Genomic DNA, 17,656 nt, shown 5'->3' on the forward strand with positions numbered 1-17,656 from the left:
AGGAAATCATCCCATGCTGATGTCGCAGAGCGACCGTCCCGCCCGTTTGCATTATATGGCCTATAGCTTTCGTGTGCTCCAGCCGGGCGACCATGTTCTGTGTGCGGTGACGGGGCAGAAAATCCCGCTCGAACATCTGCGTTACTGGAGCATCGCGCGGCAGGAACCCTATGCCAGCGCCGAAATCTCTACCCGCGCGCAGTTGCAGGGCGCAGGATTATAACAGGCGCGCTGGCCATTGCGGCGCTGCTCGCAAGCGCGCCCCCGCTCGCCGCTTCGCCCACGCGGGCGGATTTCATCCTTACAGGGCCGATGACGCAGGGCGGGGTGATCATCGGCATGGCGCCTGCCGGCACGGTCGACCTGCGGCTTGCCGACGCGCCGGTCGCCTTCGACGCCGATGGGCGCTTCATCATCGCATTCGACCGCGACGCCGGCCCGACCGCGCAGCTTGCCGCACGCCTTGCCGATGGCGCGCTGCTGACGCGCACGCTGACCATAGCGCTGCGCGCATGGCGGCTGGAACGGATCGACGCGCCCATGCGCCCGACCAGGGACAGTGCGGCCTTCATGGCGATCCGCAAGGCCGAACTGGAACAGATCGCCGCCGCGCGCGCCACCATCACCGATGCAAAGGGCTGGCGGCAACGGTTCATCTGGCCGCGCATCGGCCGCCTGTCGGGCCTGTTCGGCGCGCAGCGCATCTACCAGGGCCAGCCCGGCGCCTATCATGGCGGCGTCGATATTGCCGGGGCGACCGGCGATCCCGTCGTGGCGCCCGCCGACGGCGTCGTGGTGCTGGCGGCGGACAAGCCCTTTACGCTCGAAGGCAGGCTGCTGATGATCGACCACGGCCGGAGTCTGGGGAGCGCCTTCCTGCACCTTTCGCGCATCGACGTGAAGCTGGGCGATCATGTGACTCGGGGCCAGCGGATCGGCGCGATCGGCGCGACGGGTCGCGCCACCGGGCCACATCTGCACTGGGGGATGAAGTGGAACGCCGCGCGGATCGATCCGCTGCTGCTCGCCGGCCCGATGAGTCAGCCTGCCTCGCGGGCGGCTCAATAGTCATTTTGTTCCGTCCAAGAATCGGCATCCGCATCAATGTGACACGGCCGGACACGGTCAATGGAACAATAGCAAAGTTTCAGGGTTTTAGCGCTTCCGCAAGTCACTGTGTTAAATTTACTACAATTTGTATCAAAAGCGCCGTCTCGCGATGGCGGCGCTTTACAGGCTTTTGGAGGGCTTGCAGATTACGTCCATCACACATGAACGGAACTGCTGTCGGGCTTTTTTCTCCGTTCATGGCGTGGCGAAAACAGGGGCAGACTCCGTCTGTCCTTACTCCAGAGCAAGGGACTGGATAGTGATCAAAATGTCTAAGAGTGCGCTTCTGCGCACGACCGCCGCGCATGTGGCTTGCGGTATTCTGCTGAGTTCGGCGGGCGCTTTCGCGCAGGAGGTTCCTGCGGACGATGGCGATGTCATCATCGTTACAGGTTCGCGCATCTCGCGACCCGACCTTGAAGCCTCGAGTCCGGTAACGTCTCTGGCGGGAGATCAGTTCAAGCAAAGCAATTCCCCTTCGGTTGAGAAGTTGCTTGCCCAGAATCCGCAGTTCGTGCCTGCTATCGCCGCCACGGTGAACAACGGCAATCCAGGGGTTGCCACGGTCGATCTTCGCGGTCTTGGCGATGTCCGCACCCTGGTGCTGGTCAACGGCAAGCGCCAGGTTTCTTACGATTCCCAGGGTGTCGTCGACGTCAACGCCATTCCGGTGGCGCTGATCAAGCGTGTCGATGTGCTGACCGGCGGTGCGTCGGCGGTCTATGGTTCCGATGCGGTCGCAGGCGTCGTCAATTTCATCCTCGATGATCGCTTTACCGGCCTTCGCGCAGATGCTTCGTCGCAGATCACATCGCGGGGCGATGGCGCCGTTTATGACCTGTCGCTGACCGGCGGTCTGGAATTTGGTGGCGGACGCGGAAATATCGTCCTTTCGGGTGGTTACACCAAGCGCAAGACGGTGTTCCAGGGCGACCGCCGCTATGCCAACCCCGCGCGCTTCTCGGACGATCTGTCGCCTGGCGGCAGCTCGACCACTGTTCCGACCGCCATCGACAACACGTTCGATGATAGCGACACGCCCTATTATCAAATCGGGCCGGGCAACGATTTCGTGCCCTATTACCAGCCCTATAATTACGCGCCGCCAAACTATCTGGTCGTTCCGCAGGAACGCTATTCGGCGACGGCGCTGCTGCGGTATGAACTGACCGACGGGATCGAGTTCTTCGGTCGCGGCAACTATCTCAAATCCAAGGTGAACAGCCAGTCCGCACCGACCGGCACCTTCGGCTATCCGTTCGACATTGCGCCGGACAATGCCTATTTGACGCCGCAGCAGCGCGATCTGCTGTTTGCCAGCCCCAATTCCATCATCAATCCTGATGGGTCGACCACGATCGGCATCCGCCGCCGCATCGTCGAGAGCGGTGGCCGCACCACCACCTATGACAACGAGGCATGGCAGGTCGTCGGCGGCCTGCGCGGCCAGGTGAGCAACCTCAACTGGGAAGTCTTCGCGCAATACAGCAAGTCGAAGCGCGACATCGCCTATTTGAATGACATCACCTATGCGCGCACCGCGCAGGCGCTCGATGCGGTGCTGGGGCCCAATGGCATTCAGTGTCGCGATACGTCCAATGGCTGCGTCCCGCTCAACCTGTTCACCAGCAATCCCATCGGCCCTGACGCGCTCGGTTTCATCTTGACCGGCGGACGCCAGAAGGATCAGACGACTCAATTCGTGGCTGGCGGCTCCCTGGCCGGTGACATCGATTTTCTGTCCAGCCCCTGGGCGGAAAACCCCGTGGCCTTTGCCGTGGGCGTCGAATATCGTCGTGAAAGCGCGCGGACGGCCGTGGACGACGCATATGCATCGGGCGACCTGATCGGCTATGGTCAGGGGTTTAACCTTGCGCCCTATCATTTCGATACCAAGGAAATATTCGGCGAATTGCGTATTCCGGTCGTGTCGGACAAGCCGTTCTTCGAATCGCTCAGTCTTGAACTGGGCTATCGCTACTCGGATTATTCCACCGTGGGTGGCGTTCATGCCTACAAGTTCGGCGGCGACTGGTCGCCGGTTCGCGGCGTCCGCTTCCGTGGGCTGTATCAGCGTGCCGTTCGTGCGCCGAACATCTATGAGCTGACGGCCCCCCCGGTTTCGACCATCGACAATTTGTCGACCGATCCCTGCGCAAATGGCGCCCCGGTCGGCAATGCCACGCTCACGGCGCTCTGCCTGGGAACGGGTGCGCCCGGTTCCACATATAACGTCAACAATATTCCCGGTCCTGTTGCCGGTCAGATCAACGCCTTTGGCGGTGGCAACCTCAATCTTGATGCGGAAAAATCCGATACCTACACTATCGGCGTCGTCCTGACGCCGCCCCAGGTTCCTGGACTTTCGATCTCGGTTGACTGGTTCGATATTACGATCAACAACGCGATCGATGCTCTGGGCGGATCGCCGCAGAATGTCGTCGATGGTTGTTATTTGGTGGCTCAGGACCTCAACAGCCCCTATTGCCAGGCGATCACGCGCAATCGGCAGACAGGCTCGCTGAGCGGTTCGATCGAATTCGGTGTGGATCAGGCCCAGTTCAACAGCGCCTTCATTCAAACGAAGGGCATCGATGTCGGGATCACCTATGATCATCGCGTCGGATCGGGCAATCTGAATTTCAGCCTCAACGGCACCTGGCTCGACACCTATGCAAAACAGGGCGCTGCCTTCGTTCCCGTGGTGGAATGCGCAGGGAAGTTCGGCTTTTCCTGCAACCTTGCTCCCATACCCGAATGGAAGCATGTGGCGGCGCTGACCTATGGTCTGAACGGCATTTCGCTGATGGGGCGCTGGAGATATTTCGGCAAGGTCAAGCAGGACGTCGGCACCGACATTCTGGTGTCTTCGATCAAGGCGCAGAACTATTTCGACGCGACCTTGTCCTTCGACATTGAAGAGTCGCTGACATTCCGGATCGGCGTCGAAAATATGTTCGACAAGCAGCCGCCGGTTGTCGGTTCCGAAGCGGGCAGCACCACGCATAACGCGGCGAATACATTCCCGACCGTTTATGATGCGCTGGGCCGTCAGTTCTTCGCCGGTGTCACAGCGAAGTTCTGATCGCTGTCCGGGACTGAATGAAAGGGGCGCGAACCGCACGGTTCGCGCCCCTTTTTTGCGTCACTTCACCTTCAGCACCAGCGCGCCGTCGCCATCTTCCACCTCCACTCGCGCGCCGTCGGGCACTTCGCCGCGCAGGATGAGGTCGGCGAGCGGGTCCTGCAGATAGCGCTGAACCGCCCGTTTGAGCGGCCGCGCGCCATAGACCGGGTCATATCCGACCCGCCCCAGCCACGCCCGCGCGCCATCGCTGAGCGCCAGCGTCACCTTGCGGTCCTTGAGCAGCTTCTGCACACGGGACACCTGGATATCGACGATCGGGGCCATGTGGTCGGCGCCGAGGCGATGGAACAGGATGATCTCGTCCAGCCGGTTGAGGAATTCCGGGCGGAAATGGGCGCGGACCATCTCCATCACCTGCGGCTCGACATCGTCCACCTTCTGCCCGTCGGCAAGGCCGGTCAGATACTGGCTGCCCAGGTTCGACGTCAGCACGATGATCGTATTGGTGAAATCGACCGTGCGGCCCTGGCCATCGGTCAGGCGACCGTCGTCGAGCACCTGCAGCAGCACGTTGAACACGTCGCCATGCGCCTTTTCGACCTCGTCGAACAGGATGACCTGATAGGGCCGGCGGCGCACCGCTTCGGTCAGTACCCCGCCTTCCTCATAGCCGACATAGCCGGGCGGCGCGCCGATCAGCCGGGCGACGCTGTGCTTCTCCATGAACTCGCTCATGTCGATGCGCACCATCGCGCTTTCGTCGTCGAACAGGAACCCGGCCAGCGCCTTGGTCAGTTCGGTCTTGCCCACGCCCGTGGGGCCAAGGAACAGGAAACTGCCGAGCGGCCGGTTGGGGTCCTGCAAGCCGGCCCGGCTGCGGCGCACGGCGGTTGCGACTGCCTTGACCGCGTCGGACTGGCCGATGACGCGCTTGCCCAGTTCCGCTTCCATCGCCAACAGCTTTTCGCGCTCGCCCGTCATCATCCGCTCGACCGGAATCCCGGTCCAGCGCGCGACGATGCCGGCAATATCCTCTGACGTCACTTCCTCGCGCAGCATCGCGCCTTCCGATGCCGTCTCCGCTTCTGCCAGCCGCTTTTCAAGACCGGGGATGGTGCCGTAGGACAGCTCGCTCATCTTCGCCAGGTCGCCCGCGCGTTGCGCCTGTTCCAGTTCCAGCCGGGCGGCGTCGAGTTGCTCCTTGATTTTGGCTTCGCCCGCGATCTTGTCCTTTTCCGCCTGCCAGCGCTGGGTGAGCGCCGCGGACTGTTCCTCCAGATTGGCCAGGTCCTCCTCCAGCGTCGTCAGCCGGTCGGCGCTGGCCTTGTCGGTTTCCTTCTTCAGCGCCTCGCGCTCGATCTTGAGCTGGATGATCCGCCGGTCGAGATTTTCGATCTCCTCCGGCTTGCTCTCTACCTCCATGCGCAGCCGCGAGGCGGCTTCGTCCATCAGGTCGATCGCCTTGTCGGGCAGGAAACGGTCGGTGATGTAGCGGTTGCTGAGCGTCGCCGCGCTGACGATCGCCCCATCGGTGATCCGCACGCCATGGTGCAGCTCATATTTTTCCTTCAGGCCCCGCAGGATCGAAATCGTATCCTCGACGGTCGGTTCGCCGACGAATACCGGCTGGAACCGCCGCTGGAGCGCCGGGTCTTTTTCGACATATTTGCGATATTCATCGAGCGTCGTCGCGCCGATGCAGTGCAATTCGCCGCGCGCGAGCGCGGGCTTGAGCAAATTGCCCGCATCCATTGCGCCTTCGGATTTGCCCGCGCCGATCAGCGTGTGCATCTCGTCGATGAACAGCACGACCTGGCCCTCGGCCGCCTTCACCTCGTCCAGCACGCCCTTCAGCCGTTCCTCGAATTCGCCGCGATATTTGGCGCCCGCGATCAGCGATCCCATGTCGAGCGCCATCAACGTGCGGTCTTTCAGCGTATCGGGCACGTCGCCATTGGCGATGCGCAAGGCGAGACCTTCGGCGATCGCGGTCTTGCCGACGCCGGGGTCGCCGATCAGGACGGGGTTATTCTTGGTACGCCGGGCCAGGATCTGGATCGTGCGGCGGATTTCCTCGTCGCGCCCGATGACGGGATCGAGCTTGCCGGATTTGGCCGCTTCGGTCAGGTCGCGCGCGAATTTCTTGAGCGCGTCATAACGGTCTTCGGCGCCCGCCGTGTCGGCGGTGCGGCCACCACGCAGGCTGTTGATCGCGGTATTGAGCGCCTCGGCCTTCACGCCCGCCGCTGCCAGCGCCTTGCCCGCCGCCGTCGACGGCGCGAGGGTCAGCGCGAGCAGCAGGCGCTCGACGGTGACGAAGCTGTCGCCCGCTTTCTGCGCGACCTGTTCGGCGCTGTCGAGCACGCGCACGGCATCATTGTCCAGGCCGGGCGTCTGCTGGGCGCCGGAACCGGAAACGGACGGCACCTTGGCCAGCGCCGCGTCGGTTTCGCGCAGCGCCGTCGCCGCGTCGCCGCCCGCCGCCCTGATCAGGCCCGACGCCATGCCCTGCTCGTCCTCCAGCAGCGCCTTCAACAGATGCTCCGGGCCAATCCGCTGGTGGCTCATGCGAATTGCGACGGTCTGCGCCGATTGCAGGAAGCCCTTGGCGCGGTCGGTAAATTTCTCGAGGTTCATGTCATCCCCTTCATACTGTGAGTGGGATGTAGTGTTGCCGAAAGGTCACACAAGGGCGCGCGGTGAATTTTCATCCGCCGCGAGCCGGTCAGGTCATGGCTTGACCGCCTTGGGTGCGCCCGGCGCGAACATGTCGCCAAAGAAATTATCGGCATACCAGCGCGGTGTTTCCGCCGCGTCGGCGATTTCCCGCGCGATCCGGTAATTGACCTGCGCGAACCTGGCCGCCGCATTCCAGTTGAACGGCAGGTCGATCTGGTCCGAAGGCTGATGATAATGGGTCTTGAGGAACAGCTGGAAAGCGTCCTTGCCCGGCCCGGCGAACCCGGTCATCAGGAAGACCGAGGGTATCCCCTCCTGCAGAAGCTATAATGGTCGGAACGGGTGAACAGCCCTTCGGCCGGCAGCGGATCGGGCGACAGGAGAGGCCCGATGCCCTGGCGGCGCGCTCGACGATCGGCCCCAGCGTCGAATGTTCCGCACCGAATGCCACCACGTCGGAAAAATCATAGGTCAGGATCGGCATGTCCAGATTGACCACGCTCACCACCCTGGCCCCGGCGGGCAGGGTCGGGTGCCGGGCGAGATAATGCGCGCCGATCAGACCATCCTCCTCGGCCGTCACCGCTGCGAACAGGATCGGCCGCCTTGGGGCCGTGCCGCCCTGCGACAGGGCCTTGGCCACCGCCAGCATCGTTGCGACACCCGATGCATTGTCCATTGCGCCATTGTAGATCTTGTCCGGCCCCTTGGCGCTTTGCTTGATGCCCTCATGGTCGAGATGCGCCATCAGCAGCACATATTCGCCCGCCAGCGTCGGGTCTGAACCGGGCAGCACCGCCAGCACGTTACTGCTCGTGGCTGTACTGAGCGTGCTGGTCCGCTCGATCCGCACCAATGGCTTGAGCGCGAAGCCACGAGGGCGGGCGTTTCGCCGGTCGGCTTCCTTGCGCAATGCCGCCAGCGTCCTGCCGGACCCGGCGAGCAGCGCTTGGGCGGCGGCGGCATGGGCGGTCGCCGCGCCGCGAATGGCGGGCGCGCGGACATAGGGCTGGCCCTGCGCGTCGACCCAACTGACGACCGGCCCTGCCGACACGTCCTTCATCCGCTCCCACGGCCGCCTAACGAGCTGGGCCGTGCCGGGAATGGTGATCAGGCCGATCGCGCCGGCCCTTTGCGCCGCCATGATCTTTTCGGATGCGAGATGCGCGCCGATTTCACTTGGCATGCCGACCGGCGCGCCCGCCAGCGCGACCGCGAACTTGCCCTTGAGGTCGAGGCCGGCATAGTCGTCGATCTTCTGTCGGGTCGATTGAAGGCCATAGCCCACGAAGACCGCCTGTGCCTCGATGCCTTGTTTCAGTTCGCGGCCGGACGCGGTGATGATGACGTCGCCGCCATTGTCGAACCGCTTGCCGCCGATGATGAGCGCGGCGGGCGATGCCGGGTCGAGATCGGCGACCGCCAGGGTGACCGGTTGGAACCAGCTGTCGGGAACGGCCTGGGTCAAACCAAGCGACGCGAAGCGCGCGGCGACATAGCGCGCGGCGATATCATAGCCCCGGCTGCCGGCATCGCGGCCTTCCAGCAGGTCGTCGGACAGGAATGTGATATCGGCCCGGATCGCGTCGGCCGACACGTCCGGCGCAGGCTGGGCCAGGGTGGCGGCGGAATGCCCAAGGGCAAGAGCGGCGATGAACAGGCGCAACGACATGACGGAAATGCCTTTGTGACGTTATGATGCGCTCAGCCTATCTCTGGCATGCCCATAGTCCAGCCTAAAGCGTATTGCGTCGCTAAAACGCCTCGCTATGCTGCCGCCATCCCGCAGCGGCCCCTTCCGGCCGCCCGGTCGTTCCGCACACATCATCCGAGGTTCCTGATGGCCCTTTCCTTCCTTTCGCACCGGGTGGCCCTTTCCGTCGGCCTGTCCTGCCTGGCCCTGCTGCCGGTGACGCAGGCGGTGGCGGCGCAGGCCGCCGCTGCCGCCCCGCTTTCCAGCCTCGTATCCGCGGTCAACATTCCGTATGAAGAATTTCGCCTGGCCAATGGCTTGCGGGTCATCGTTCATACCGATCGCAAGGCGCCCGTTGTCGCCGTGTCGATCTGGTATCATGTCGGGTCGCGGCATGAACCCAAGGGCAAGACCGGCTTTGCCCATCTGTTCGAACATCTGATGTTCTATGGGTCGGAAAATGCCGACGGACCCTTTTTCGGGCGGCTGGAAGATATCGGCGCGACCGACTGGAACGGGACGACATGGTTCGACCGCACCAATTATTTCGAAACCGTGCCGACCGGGGCGCTCGACCGGGCACTGTTCCTGGAAGCCGACCGGATGGGGCATCTGCTGGGTGCGGTGACGCAGGCAAAGCTCGATACGCAGCGTGGCGTCGTCCAGAATGAAAAGCGCATGGGCGAGAACGAACCCTATGGCCTCGTCGAACATGCGCAACTTGCCGCGCTGATGCCGCAGGGGCATCCTTACCGCCATTCGACCATCGGTTCGATGGCGGACCTCAATGCCGCCAGCCTCGCCGACGTGCAGAACTGGTTCAAGACTCATTATGGTCCCAACAATGCCGTGCTGGTGCTGGCGGGCGATATCGACGCGGCCACCGCGCGCGGCAAGGTGGAGCGCTGGTTCGGCGCGATCCCGGCCGGTCCCGCCCCGGTCGACGTCGATGCCTCGGTGCCGACGCTCGACCGCGATGTGGCGCAGGTGATGAAGGACAATGTCGCTGCCGTGCGGCTCTATCGCAACTGGGTGGTGCCGGGCGTCAATGGACCTGATCTTGCCGATCTCGACCTTGCCATGTCGATCTTTGGCGGTCTGTCCTCATCGCGCCTGTCCGACATTCTGGTGCGCGAGGAAAAGGTCGCCGTTGGTGTGAACGCCAATATTCAAGCGTTTGAAAAGCTGAGCATTGCCGAAATAACCGTCGATGTGAAGCCGGGCGCTGATCCGGTCGCGGTCGGCAAGCGGCTGGATGCGATGCTCGCCGATTATCTCGCCAGCGGGCCGACCGCCGACGAAGTGCAGCGGGCGGCGACGCGTCAGCTGTCCGGCACGATTTCGGGGCTGGAACGGGTAGGGGGCTTTTCGGGCAAAGCGGTGACGCTTGCCGAAGGCGCGGTCTATTCTGACGATCCCGCCAAATATGCCAGGGATCTGGCCGCCTACGCCGCCGCGACACCGGAATCGGTCGGCGCGGCGGCCCGCAAATGGCTGGGACGCCCGGTCTTCCGCCTGACGGTCGAACCCGGCAAACGGTCGGCGCAGGACAATGCGCTGGCGGGCAATGCAACGCATCGCCCCGCCTATTTTCGCGATCTTCAACAGCCTGCCGCCGCCGCGCCCGCGGCCGCGCCGGCGAAAATAGCCGAGCCGCCGATCGAGCCGGTCGCCGATCTTGAATTCCCCAAGGTCGAACATGCCACGCTGAAAAACGGCATCCCTGTGGTTTTCGCGCGCCGTGCGACGGTGCCGACGGTGCGCGTCGCGGTCGCTTTCGACGCGGGCAATGCAGCCGATGACCGGGCAAAGCTCGGCACCGCCGCGCTGATGACCTCGCTGCTCGATGAGGGCACGAAGAACCGCAATTCGGTACGGATCGCACAGGAACAGGAACGGTTGGGCGCCGCGATCAGCGCGGGCAGCAGCATGGACCGCACCCAGGTCGGCCTGTTCGCATTGAAGCCCAATCTCGACGCATCGCTCGACCTGCTGGCGGACGTTGTGCGCAACCCCGCCTTTGCGCCGGCGGAGGTCGAGCGGCTGCGCGGGCAACTGCTGACGCGCATTGCCGCCGAAAAGACCGAACCTATGCCCATCGCCCAGCGCCTGCTGCCGCCGCTGCTCTATGGCAAGGCGCATCCCTATGGCCTGCCGTTCACCGGATCGGGCACGGAAAGCGGCGTCAAGGCGGTGACGCGAAACGATCTGCTTGCCTTCCACCAGAAATGGATCCGGCCCGACAATGCGAAGATCTTCGTCACCGGCGACACCAGCCTGGCCGACCTGCTGCCGCTGCTCGAAAAGCGCTTCGGCGACTGGACCGCGCCCGCGAGCGCCAGGGGAACCAAGCTGTTCCGCATGGACCGGATGGCCCGCCCGGCACGGATCGTGCTGGTCGACAAGCCGCAAAGCCCGCAGTCGATGATCCTGGCCGGGCTGCTCACCAACAAGAGCGGCACCGACAATCCCGTCACGCTGATCACCGCCAATGAAGTGCTGGGCGGCAGCTCGACTTCGCGCCTCATCATGAACCTGCGCGAAACCAAGGGCTGGGCCTATTATGCCGGCTCCACCCTGTCGGGGGTCAAGGAAACGATCCCGCTGCTCGTCTATGCCCCGGTTCAGACCGACAAAACAGGGGAATCGATCATCGCCGCGCGGCAGGATATAAGGGATTTCCTGACGACCAAGGGGACGAGCGAGGCGGAGCGCAACCAGACGATCAACAGCCAGATCCTGTCGCTGCCCGGCAGCTTCGAAACATCGTCGGACCTGCTGACCGCGATGATGCGCAATGACCTGCTGGGCCGCCCCGACGATTATTACGCCCGGCTGCCCGGCATCTACCGGGCCATGACGGCCGCTGACTTCGACAAGGCCGCGCGCGAGGCGATCGACGCCGACAGGCTGGTCTGGGTGGTTGTGGGCGATGCAAAGCTGGTTCGTCCGCAACTTGACGCGGTCGGCCTGCCGGTCGAAACTGGCACATTGGCTGACTGACGATTTTTGCAGGGAGAACAGATTATGGCGAATGTAGATGGCGCCTATGATTGCGTGACCAAGACGCCGATGGGCGACCAGTCCGGCGTGTTCACGGTGATCAGCAATGGCGACCGGTTCCATGGCACGATCGCCGGCTCCCTGGGGTCGATGGACGTAAAGGACGGCGTGGTGGAAGGCGACAAGCTGCGCTGGAAGATGGAAATGACCTTTCCCATGCCGATGACGATCGACTGCGAAGCGCAGGTGAGCGGCGACACGCTCACCGGCACGCTGCAACTGGGCGCGTTCGGCGCGGCGGCGATCACCGGAAAGCGGCGGACGTAGCATTCCATGCCTGGTGATCGCGTGAACGCGCGATCACGCCGTGCAGAGGAAAGCCCGCCGGTCTCGCGACCGGCGGGCCTCCTTTTGACCTACGGTGCGACCCGACGGCTTTTAATATTGCACGGTGACAGTTACGGCGCGGCGATTTTGTGCCCAGGCGGCTTCGTCCGACCCTAGCGAAGCCGGACGCTCCTTGCCATAGCTCACCGTTGTGATCCGGCCTGAATCGATGCCGAGCGAGGCGAGATAGTTTTTCGCCGAATTGGCGCGGCGCTCGCCGAGCGCGATATTATAGTCGCGCGTCCCGCGTTCGTCGGCATGGCCTTCGATCGTGACGCGAACAGACGGGTTCTGCTGCAACCAGGCGGCCTGGCTCTGCAACGTGGCCTGATCCTGCGCATCGACGTCATATTTGTCGGTGTCGAAGAAGATGCGGTCGGATGCAACCGAAGCGATGAAGTCTTCCTGGCTGCCCTTGACCGGGCCGCCGGGAGCCGACGCTGCGGGCGGCGTCGGTTCGGCGCCGGGGGCCGGGGGCAGGTCGGCCGGCGGCTTCTTGGCGCACGCGGACAGCGCTATGATGGCGGCGGCCATCAATAAGGGACGGGAAATGGTCATGAGAGTCTCCTTGATTTCCGTTCGTGCCGCCCGCGAAACTAAGATCCGCGATGCTTCGACAAGATCGTTACGCTGTCAAGATGATTGGGTTCCCGCGGTGTAAAGAAAAGTCACGGCAACAGCGGTCCCCAGGCCGGGTCGGAACCGCTCAGCGGCGTTGGAATCCGCCGTTCGTTCACGCCGGTCAGGTCGACCTGCCACACCTGGCTCGATCCCTGCCGGCCCGGCGATGTGCGGAAGAACTGGAGGACGCGGCCGTTGGGCGACCAACTGGGCTGTTCGTCCTGCCAGCCATTGGTCAGGATGCGTTCGTTTTCGCCGCCCGGCGTCATCACCGCGATCTTGAAATCGCCCGCAATCTTGGTGAACGCGATCAGGTCGCCGCGCGGGCTCCATTCCGGCGTGGCATAGCGTCCGCCGCCATGGCTGATCCGTTGCTGGTTCGACCCGTCGGCGTTCATCACATAGAGCTGCTGCCCGCCGGACCGGTCGCTTTCGAACACGATCCTTGTGCCGTCCGGCGAATAGCTGCCCCCGACGTCGATGCCGGGCGACTGGGTCAGGCGCACCGGGGTGCCGCCCTGCGCCGACACGCGATAGATGTCGGTATTGCCCGACACCGCCATCGAAAACAGGATGAAGCGGCCATCGGGCGACCAGCGCGGCGCAAAGGTCGCATTGCTGCTTTCGGTCACCAGCCGCTGCGTTCCCGTCCCGATATTATAGACATAGATGCGCACGCGATTGTTGAGATAGCTTACATAGACGATGGAGCCATAATCGGGCGAAAAGCGCGGCGTCAGCGCGAGCGACTGGCCGTTGGTGATGAAGCGGTGGTTGGCTCCGTCCGAATCCATGATCGCCAGCCGCTTGACGCGGTTCCCCTTGGGGCCGCTCTCGGCGATATAGGCGATGCGGCTGTCGAAGAAGGGGCTTTCGCCCGACAGGCGGGCATAGATGGCGTCGGCGCATTTATGCGCGGCGCGCCGCCAGTCGCGTGGAGCCACGACATAGCCTTGGCGGGTCAGTTCCGATTTCAGCGCCACATCATACAGGTAACAGCCCACGGTGATGTCCGCCTCGCCGCCGGTGGTCCGAACGAAACCCTGGACCAGCGCCTGAAACGCGCCCCATTTGTCGAACTGGGGGAAAGTCACTTCCGGCATCGCGACCGCGGGCAGCCCGGCCGGCCCCGAAGGTTCGAACAGCCCGGATCCTTTGAGATCGGACGAAATCACCTCGGCGATCTTGCGGCCAAGTTCGCTAGCGGTGCCCGCTGGCGTCGCCACGTCCTGCTGCGCGGGCATCGCGGGGACGGCGAGCTTGAGGCTGCTGTCGATTTCCCCGGTCACGTCGACCGAAAGCTGCGCCAGCGCCGGCGGCGCGGCCAGCGCCAGCAATGCGGCCGTCATCGCCATCAGATGTCGCATGGTCTTGCTGTTCATCGTGTAAGCCTCGCGTCAAAGCGGAGTGGCCGGAGCCATTTCCATTGTTCGTAAAATTCGTCCGGCAGTCCGCTGAAGGGGGAAGCGAGCTTCACCGCCTGGATAGCACGTTCGGCATGAAGTTGCGCCTGCGGTCGATTGCTTGCCGTTACGCCGGTCTGGTCGATCACCTCGGGCGTGCCGATCACGCGCCCGTTCCTGTCGAGCCGCACTTCCAGCAGCGTCACCAGCCGATCGGCGTCCGCGCCCGAAGGGGGGCGCCAATGCGGCTTCAACTGCCGCCGGATTTCAGCGTCCAGCGCGGATTTCTGCGCTGGCCCCATGACGGCCGCCGGCGGCGCGGCGGGGCGGGGGGCGCGGGTGGGCGTTTCGGTGTCGATGCCTTTGAGGAAATCTTTTCCCAGCAATGATCCCCTGGGCTTGTCCGCCTTGCCCTCGCCCGCCGCCTTTGCCGGTGCATCGGCCTTGGGCTTGGCCCTTGCCGGTTTGGCCGCCGGCTTGGCAGCGGCTGGGGCGGGCTTGGCCTTGGCCTTGGGCGCGGGGGCGGGTTTAGCCGGCGCGGGCGGCTTTGGCTTGGCCTTGGGCACGTCCTTTTTCGGCGGAGCGGCCTTGGGCGGAGGCGGGGCCGGGGTCGGCGCCGGCTCCGGGACAGGTTCGGGCACCGGCGCTGGCGCGGCATCCTCGGTTGGCCCCGCTTCGGGCGCCTCGCTGGGCGGCGGCGGCTCGGTCGAGATTTTCGGCGCGGTCGATTTGAGCGCGACCTCGTCGACCAGGCTGACGTCCATCGGTGGCGAATTGAGCTTCAGCGGGTTGGGGGTCGACAGGAATCCGGCCGAAAGCAGGCCGAACAGCAGGACATGCCCCGCCGTCGCAATTCCCAAACCGATCTTTTCCGAGCGCTCCATGCGTGACGAAACCTATGGGCGCTATTGTGAACCGGCGCTGACGCCGGCGCTGGCGGGCACCCCGTCTTCCGCCCCGGTGCTGACCAGGGCGACCTTGTTGAGCCCGGCGCGATTGAGTTCGCCCATCACCCGCATCACCCGGCCATAATCGAGCGCGGTGTCGGCGCGCAGGAATATCTGGGGCGGGTCGGGCTGGCCGGCATTGGCCGACTGGATTTGGGCCAGCTGGCCGGCAAGGTCGGCCTCGCCGACCTCCGTGTCGTCGATGAAGATCGCGCCGTCGCGGTCGATCGAGATGACGGTAGGCTTCTGATCCGCATCCAGTCCCTTGGCGCGCGTTTCGGGCAGGTTGACCGGCACCCCCGTCACCAGCAGGGGCGCGGTGACCATGAAGATGATCAGCAGCACCAGCATGACGTCGACCAGTGGCGTCACGTTGATGTCGGCCATCGGCGCGCGTCCGCGACCCCGGCGGCCGGAGGGAGGGCCCGACATCGACATCAGCGCTGCGCCTCCAGTTCCCGGCTCAGCGTCGCATAGAAGCCGTCGGCAAAGCGCGACAGGCGCGATTCGAGCCGGTTGATGCCATGGCTGAACCGGTTGTAGGCGATGACCGCCGGGATCGCCGCGAACAGGCCGATGGCGGTCGCGAACAACGCTTCGGCAATGCCGGGAGCGACAACCGCGAGCGAGCTGTTCTGTTCGGCGGCGATGGCGGTGAAGGCGCGCATGATGCCCCAGACCGTACCGAACAGGCCGACGAAGGGCGCCACCGACCCCACCGTCGCCAATATGTTCAGCCGGTCGGACAGACGATCGATTTCGCCGGCGATCGCGCTGCTCATCGCCGTCGCCAGCCGATCGCGCGTGCCGTCCCGATCGACCGATTTCTGCACGGTCGACCGGCGCCATTCGGTAACGCCGGCGGCCATCACCTTGGCGGCGGGCAATTCGCCCTTGCCGCGCGCTTCATAGAAACGGTCGATATCCTCGGCCTTCCAGAAGTCATGTTCGAACGACTGGCTGTCCCTGGACGCGCGGCGCAGGGTGAAGCTGAACCCGATGATGATCGCCCAGGTCCAGATGCTGGCCAGCAACAGGCCGGCCATCACGCCCTTGACGACGATGTCGGCCTGGAGAAACAGCGCCAGCGGTGAAATGGTGGCGGCTTCGGCCGCCAAGCCTACGGCGGGAATGGGCAGGTTCATGGGTGGAAGTCTTCCCCTTGGGCAAGCGATGTGAAAATGGTGATCCAGGGCCTGGGCTGCCGCTGCGGCCGGCCCCCTGGCGTCAGCCAGGCGGCGGTGACCTCGCCGTCGGTCAACATGTCGTCCCCGCGCATGACCGACTGATGAATCGAACAGGTGGTGGCGCCCACGGCGGTCACATGGCTGCGCACGATCAGATCGTCGTCCAGCCGGGCCGGCCGCTTGTAGGCGATGGTCAGGTCGGCGATCGCATAGACGCCCCTGCCGCCTTCGACCTGGGCGCGCTGGTCGATCCCCGCCGCGCGCAGCATGTCGGATCGCGCACGCTCCATATAGCGCAGATAGTTGGCGTGATAGACAAGACCGGACAGGTCGGTATCCTCGAAATAAACGCGCAGCGGAAAATAATGGACAGAAGCGATGAAGCGTCCTGTTGCCGGCATGGGCAGGTCGGTAACGGGCATGGCTTCATCTTTAACCACGATGCGAGGAACGCGCAAAGGCGGAAATGACCGCGACACCACCATGTCGCCGCCATAGCGGTGCGCTTCGCCGTGCCAGGCGGCCGATATGTTCATGGTCTGTACGGCGCGGTTCGGCCTCTCTGGCTCCCGCCCGTCCTTCGCGCTACGGGTTGTGATCAGAATCGATTGAGGACGGGAGACAAGCAATGGTCGATATCACCACGGTCGGCGTGATCGGTGCGGGCCAGATGGGCGCGGGCATCGCTCAGGTCGCGGCGCAGGCCGGTTATGATGTGATCCTGTCGGACATTGATCTGCCCCGCGCGGAAAAAGGGCGTGATGGCATCGCGCGCCTGCTGGCGAAGGCGGTCGAAAAGGGCAAGGCAGAGCAGGCCGACGTCGATGCGGCGCTGGCGCGCATCCGCGCCGTGGGCGACGTGTCGCCGCTAGGCGAGGCCCAGCTGGTGATCGAGGCGGCGACCGAACGCGAGGAAATCAAGCGCGCCATCTTCGCTAATCTGGGGCCGCTGCTTCGTGCCGACGCGATCCTGGCCACCAACACCTCCTCGATCCCGATCACCCGGCTGGCGCAGGCGGCGCCCGATGCGGGGCGCTTTGTCGGCGTGCATTTCTTCAATCCGGTGCCGGTGATGGGGCTGATCGAGCTTATTCGGGGCCTCGCGACCTCGCCGCAAACCGTGTCCGCGGTCGAAGGGTTCGCCCGGCGGCTCGACAAGCAGGTCGTCCACGCCTTCGACGCGCCCGGCTTCGTGGTCAACCGCATCCTGCTGCCGATGATCAATGAAGCGATGTTTGCGCTGGGCGAAGGCGTGGCCAATGTCCGTGATATCGACACGGGCATAAAGCTTGGCCTCAACCATCCGATGGGGCCGCTGACGCTGGCGGACTTTGTCGGACTCGACACCTGCCTTGAGATACTCAAGGTGTTGCAGGCGACAACCGGCGATCCCAAATTCCGCCCCGCGCCGCTGCTCGTCAAATATGTCGAAGCCGGCTGGTTCGGTCGCAAGACGGGCAGGGGCTTTTACGATTATTCGGGGCCGGAGCCGGTGCCGACCCGCTGACGCAATCGGGCCGAACGCTGCACCTGCATGA

General features: G+C 64.3%; 14 protein-coding genes. 6 read left to right on the top strand and 8 right to left on the bottom strand.

Translation table 11 applies throughout. The features are described 5' to 3' along the window. Nucleotides 1-13 precede the first annotated feature (13 nt). The 3 genes from WG908_RS06650 to WG908_RS06660 all read left to right on the top strand — a co-directional run bounded on the left by WG908_RS06650 (nt 14) and on the right by WG908_RS06660 (nt 4,195). The gene (locus tag WG908_RS06650) at nt 14-223 is read left to right on the top strand and encodes a DUF2093 domain-containing protein (protein WP_340185796.1); all 210 of its coding nucleotides are present in this window, start codon (nt 14-16) and stop codon (nt 221-223) included. 89 nt (nt 224-312) lie between these two features. Continuing rightward, nucleotides 313-1,068: a M23 family metallopeptidase gene (locus WG908_RS06655; protein WP_445326675.1), complete on the top strand. Its 756-nt coding sequence runs from the start codon at nt 313-315 to the stop codon at nt 1,066-1,068. Nucleotides 1,069-1,378: 310 nt separating this feature from the next. Next, nucleotides 1,379-4,195 (top strand): TonB-dependent receptor domain-containing protein, encoded by a 2,817-nt coding sequence (locus WG908_RS06660; RefSeq protein WP_340186052.1) that lies wholly within the window; start codon nt 1,379-1,381, stop codon nt 4,193-4,195. Between the two features lie 60 nt (nt 4,196-4,255). On the opposite strand, the gene clpB is transcribed toward WG908_RS06660, so the two are convergent. Together clpB and WG908_RS06670 are read right to left on the bottom strand one after the other, a co-directional pair. Beyond that, nucleotides 4,256-6,835, bottom strand: coding sequence for an ATP-dependent chaperone ClpB (gene clpB, locus WG908_RS06665; protein ID WP_340185797.1), 2,580 nt, complete (start codon nt 6,833-6,835; stop codon nt 4,256-4,258). Between the two features lie 145 nt (nt 6,836-6,980). After that, complete coding sequence (locus WG908_RS06670) at nt 6,981-8,549, bottom strand: M28 family peptidase (RefSeq protein ID WP_340185798.1); 1,569 nt, start codon at nt 8,547-8,549, stop codon at nt 6,981-6,983. 168 nt (nt 8,550-8,717) lie between these two features. Between WG908_RS06670 and WG908_RS06675 the strand changes: the two genes are divergently transcribed. Further along, nucleotides 8,718-11,573: a M16 family metallopeptidase gene (locus tag WG908_RS06675; RefSeq protein ID WP_340185799.1), complete on the top strand. Its 2,856-nt coding sequence runs from the start codon at nt 8,718-8,720 to the stop codon at nt 11,571-11,573. Between the two features lie 24 nt (nt 11,574-11,597). Continuing rightward, nucleotides 11,598-11,900: a hypothetical protein gene (locus WG908_RS06680; RefSeq protein WP_340185800.1), complete on the top strand. Its 303-nt coding sequence runs from the start codon at nt 11,598-11,600 to the stop codon at nt 11,898-11,900. A 111-nt stretch (nt 11,901-12,011) separates the two neighbouring features. Here WG908_RS06680 and pal read toward each other — a convergent pair whose 3' ends face one another. The 6 genes from pal to WG908_RS06710 form a co-directional block, all read right to left on the bottom strand. Then, a complete protein-coding gene (pal, locus tag WG908_RS06685) occupies nt 12,012-12,518 on the bottom strand; it encodes a peptidoglycan-associated lipoprotein Pal (protein ID WP_340185801.1) in 507 nt (168 codons plus the stop codon). Nucleotides 12,519-12,628: 110 nt separating this feature from the next. Then, the gene (gene tolB, locus WG908_RS06690) at nt 12,629-13,948 is read right to left on the bottom strand and encodes a Tol-Pal system beta propeller repeat protein TolB (protein WP_340186053.1); all 1,320 of its coding nucleotides are present in this window, start codon (nt 13,946-13,948) and stop codon (nt 12,629-12,631) included. Nucleotides 13,949-13,959: 11 nt separating this feature from the next. Further along, complete coding sequence (tolA, locus tag WG908_RS06695; RefSeq protein WP_340185802.1) at nt 13,960-14,868, bottom strand: cell envelope integrity protein TolA; 909 nt, start codon at nt 14,866-14,868, stop codon at nt 13,960-13,962. 21 nt (nt 14,869-14,889) lie between these two features. Then, on the bottom strand, nt 14,890-15,369 hold the full coding sequence (tolR, locus tag WG908_RS06700) for a protein TolR (RefSeq protein WP_340185803.1): 480 nt from the start codon (nt 15,367-15,369) through the stop codon (nt 14,890-14,892). Continuing rightward, nucleotides 15,369-16,076, bottom strand: coding sequence for a protein TolQ (gene tolQ, locus WG908_RS06705; protein WP_340185804.1), 708 nt, complete (start codon nt 16,074-16,076; stop codon nt 15,369-15,371). The genes tolR and tolQ overlap by 1 nt, the downstream gene beginning before the upstream one ends. Continuing rightward, entirely contained in the window at nt 16,073-16,540 is a 468-nt protein-coding gene (locus WG908_RS06710; RefSeq protein WP_340186054.1) for a YbgC/FadM family acyl-CoA thioesterase, read from the bottom strand. The genes tolQ and WG908_RS06710 overlap by 4 nt, the downstream gene beginning before the upstream one ends. Nucleotides 16,541-16,746: 206 nt before the next feature. Between WG908_RS06710 and WG908_RS06715 the strand changes: the two genes are divergently transcribed. Then, on the top strand, nt 16,747-17,625 hold the full coding sequence (locus WG908_RS06715) for a 3-hydroxyacyl-CoA dehydrogenase NAD-binding domain-containing protein (RefSeq protein WP_340185805.1): 879 nt from the start codon (nt 16,747-16,749) through the stop codon (nt 17,623-17,625). The last annotated feature ends 31 nt before the right edge of the window (nt 17,626-17,656 follow it).

The sequence above is a fragment of the Sphingobium anseongense genome, assembly GCF_037725245.1.
Lineage (GTDB): Bacteria > Pseudomonadota > Alphaproteobacteria > Sphingomonadales > Sphingomonadaceae > Sphingobium.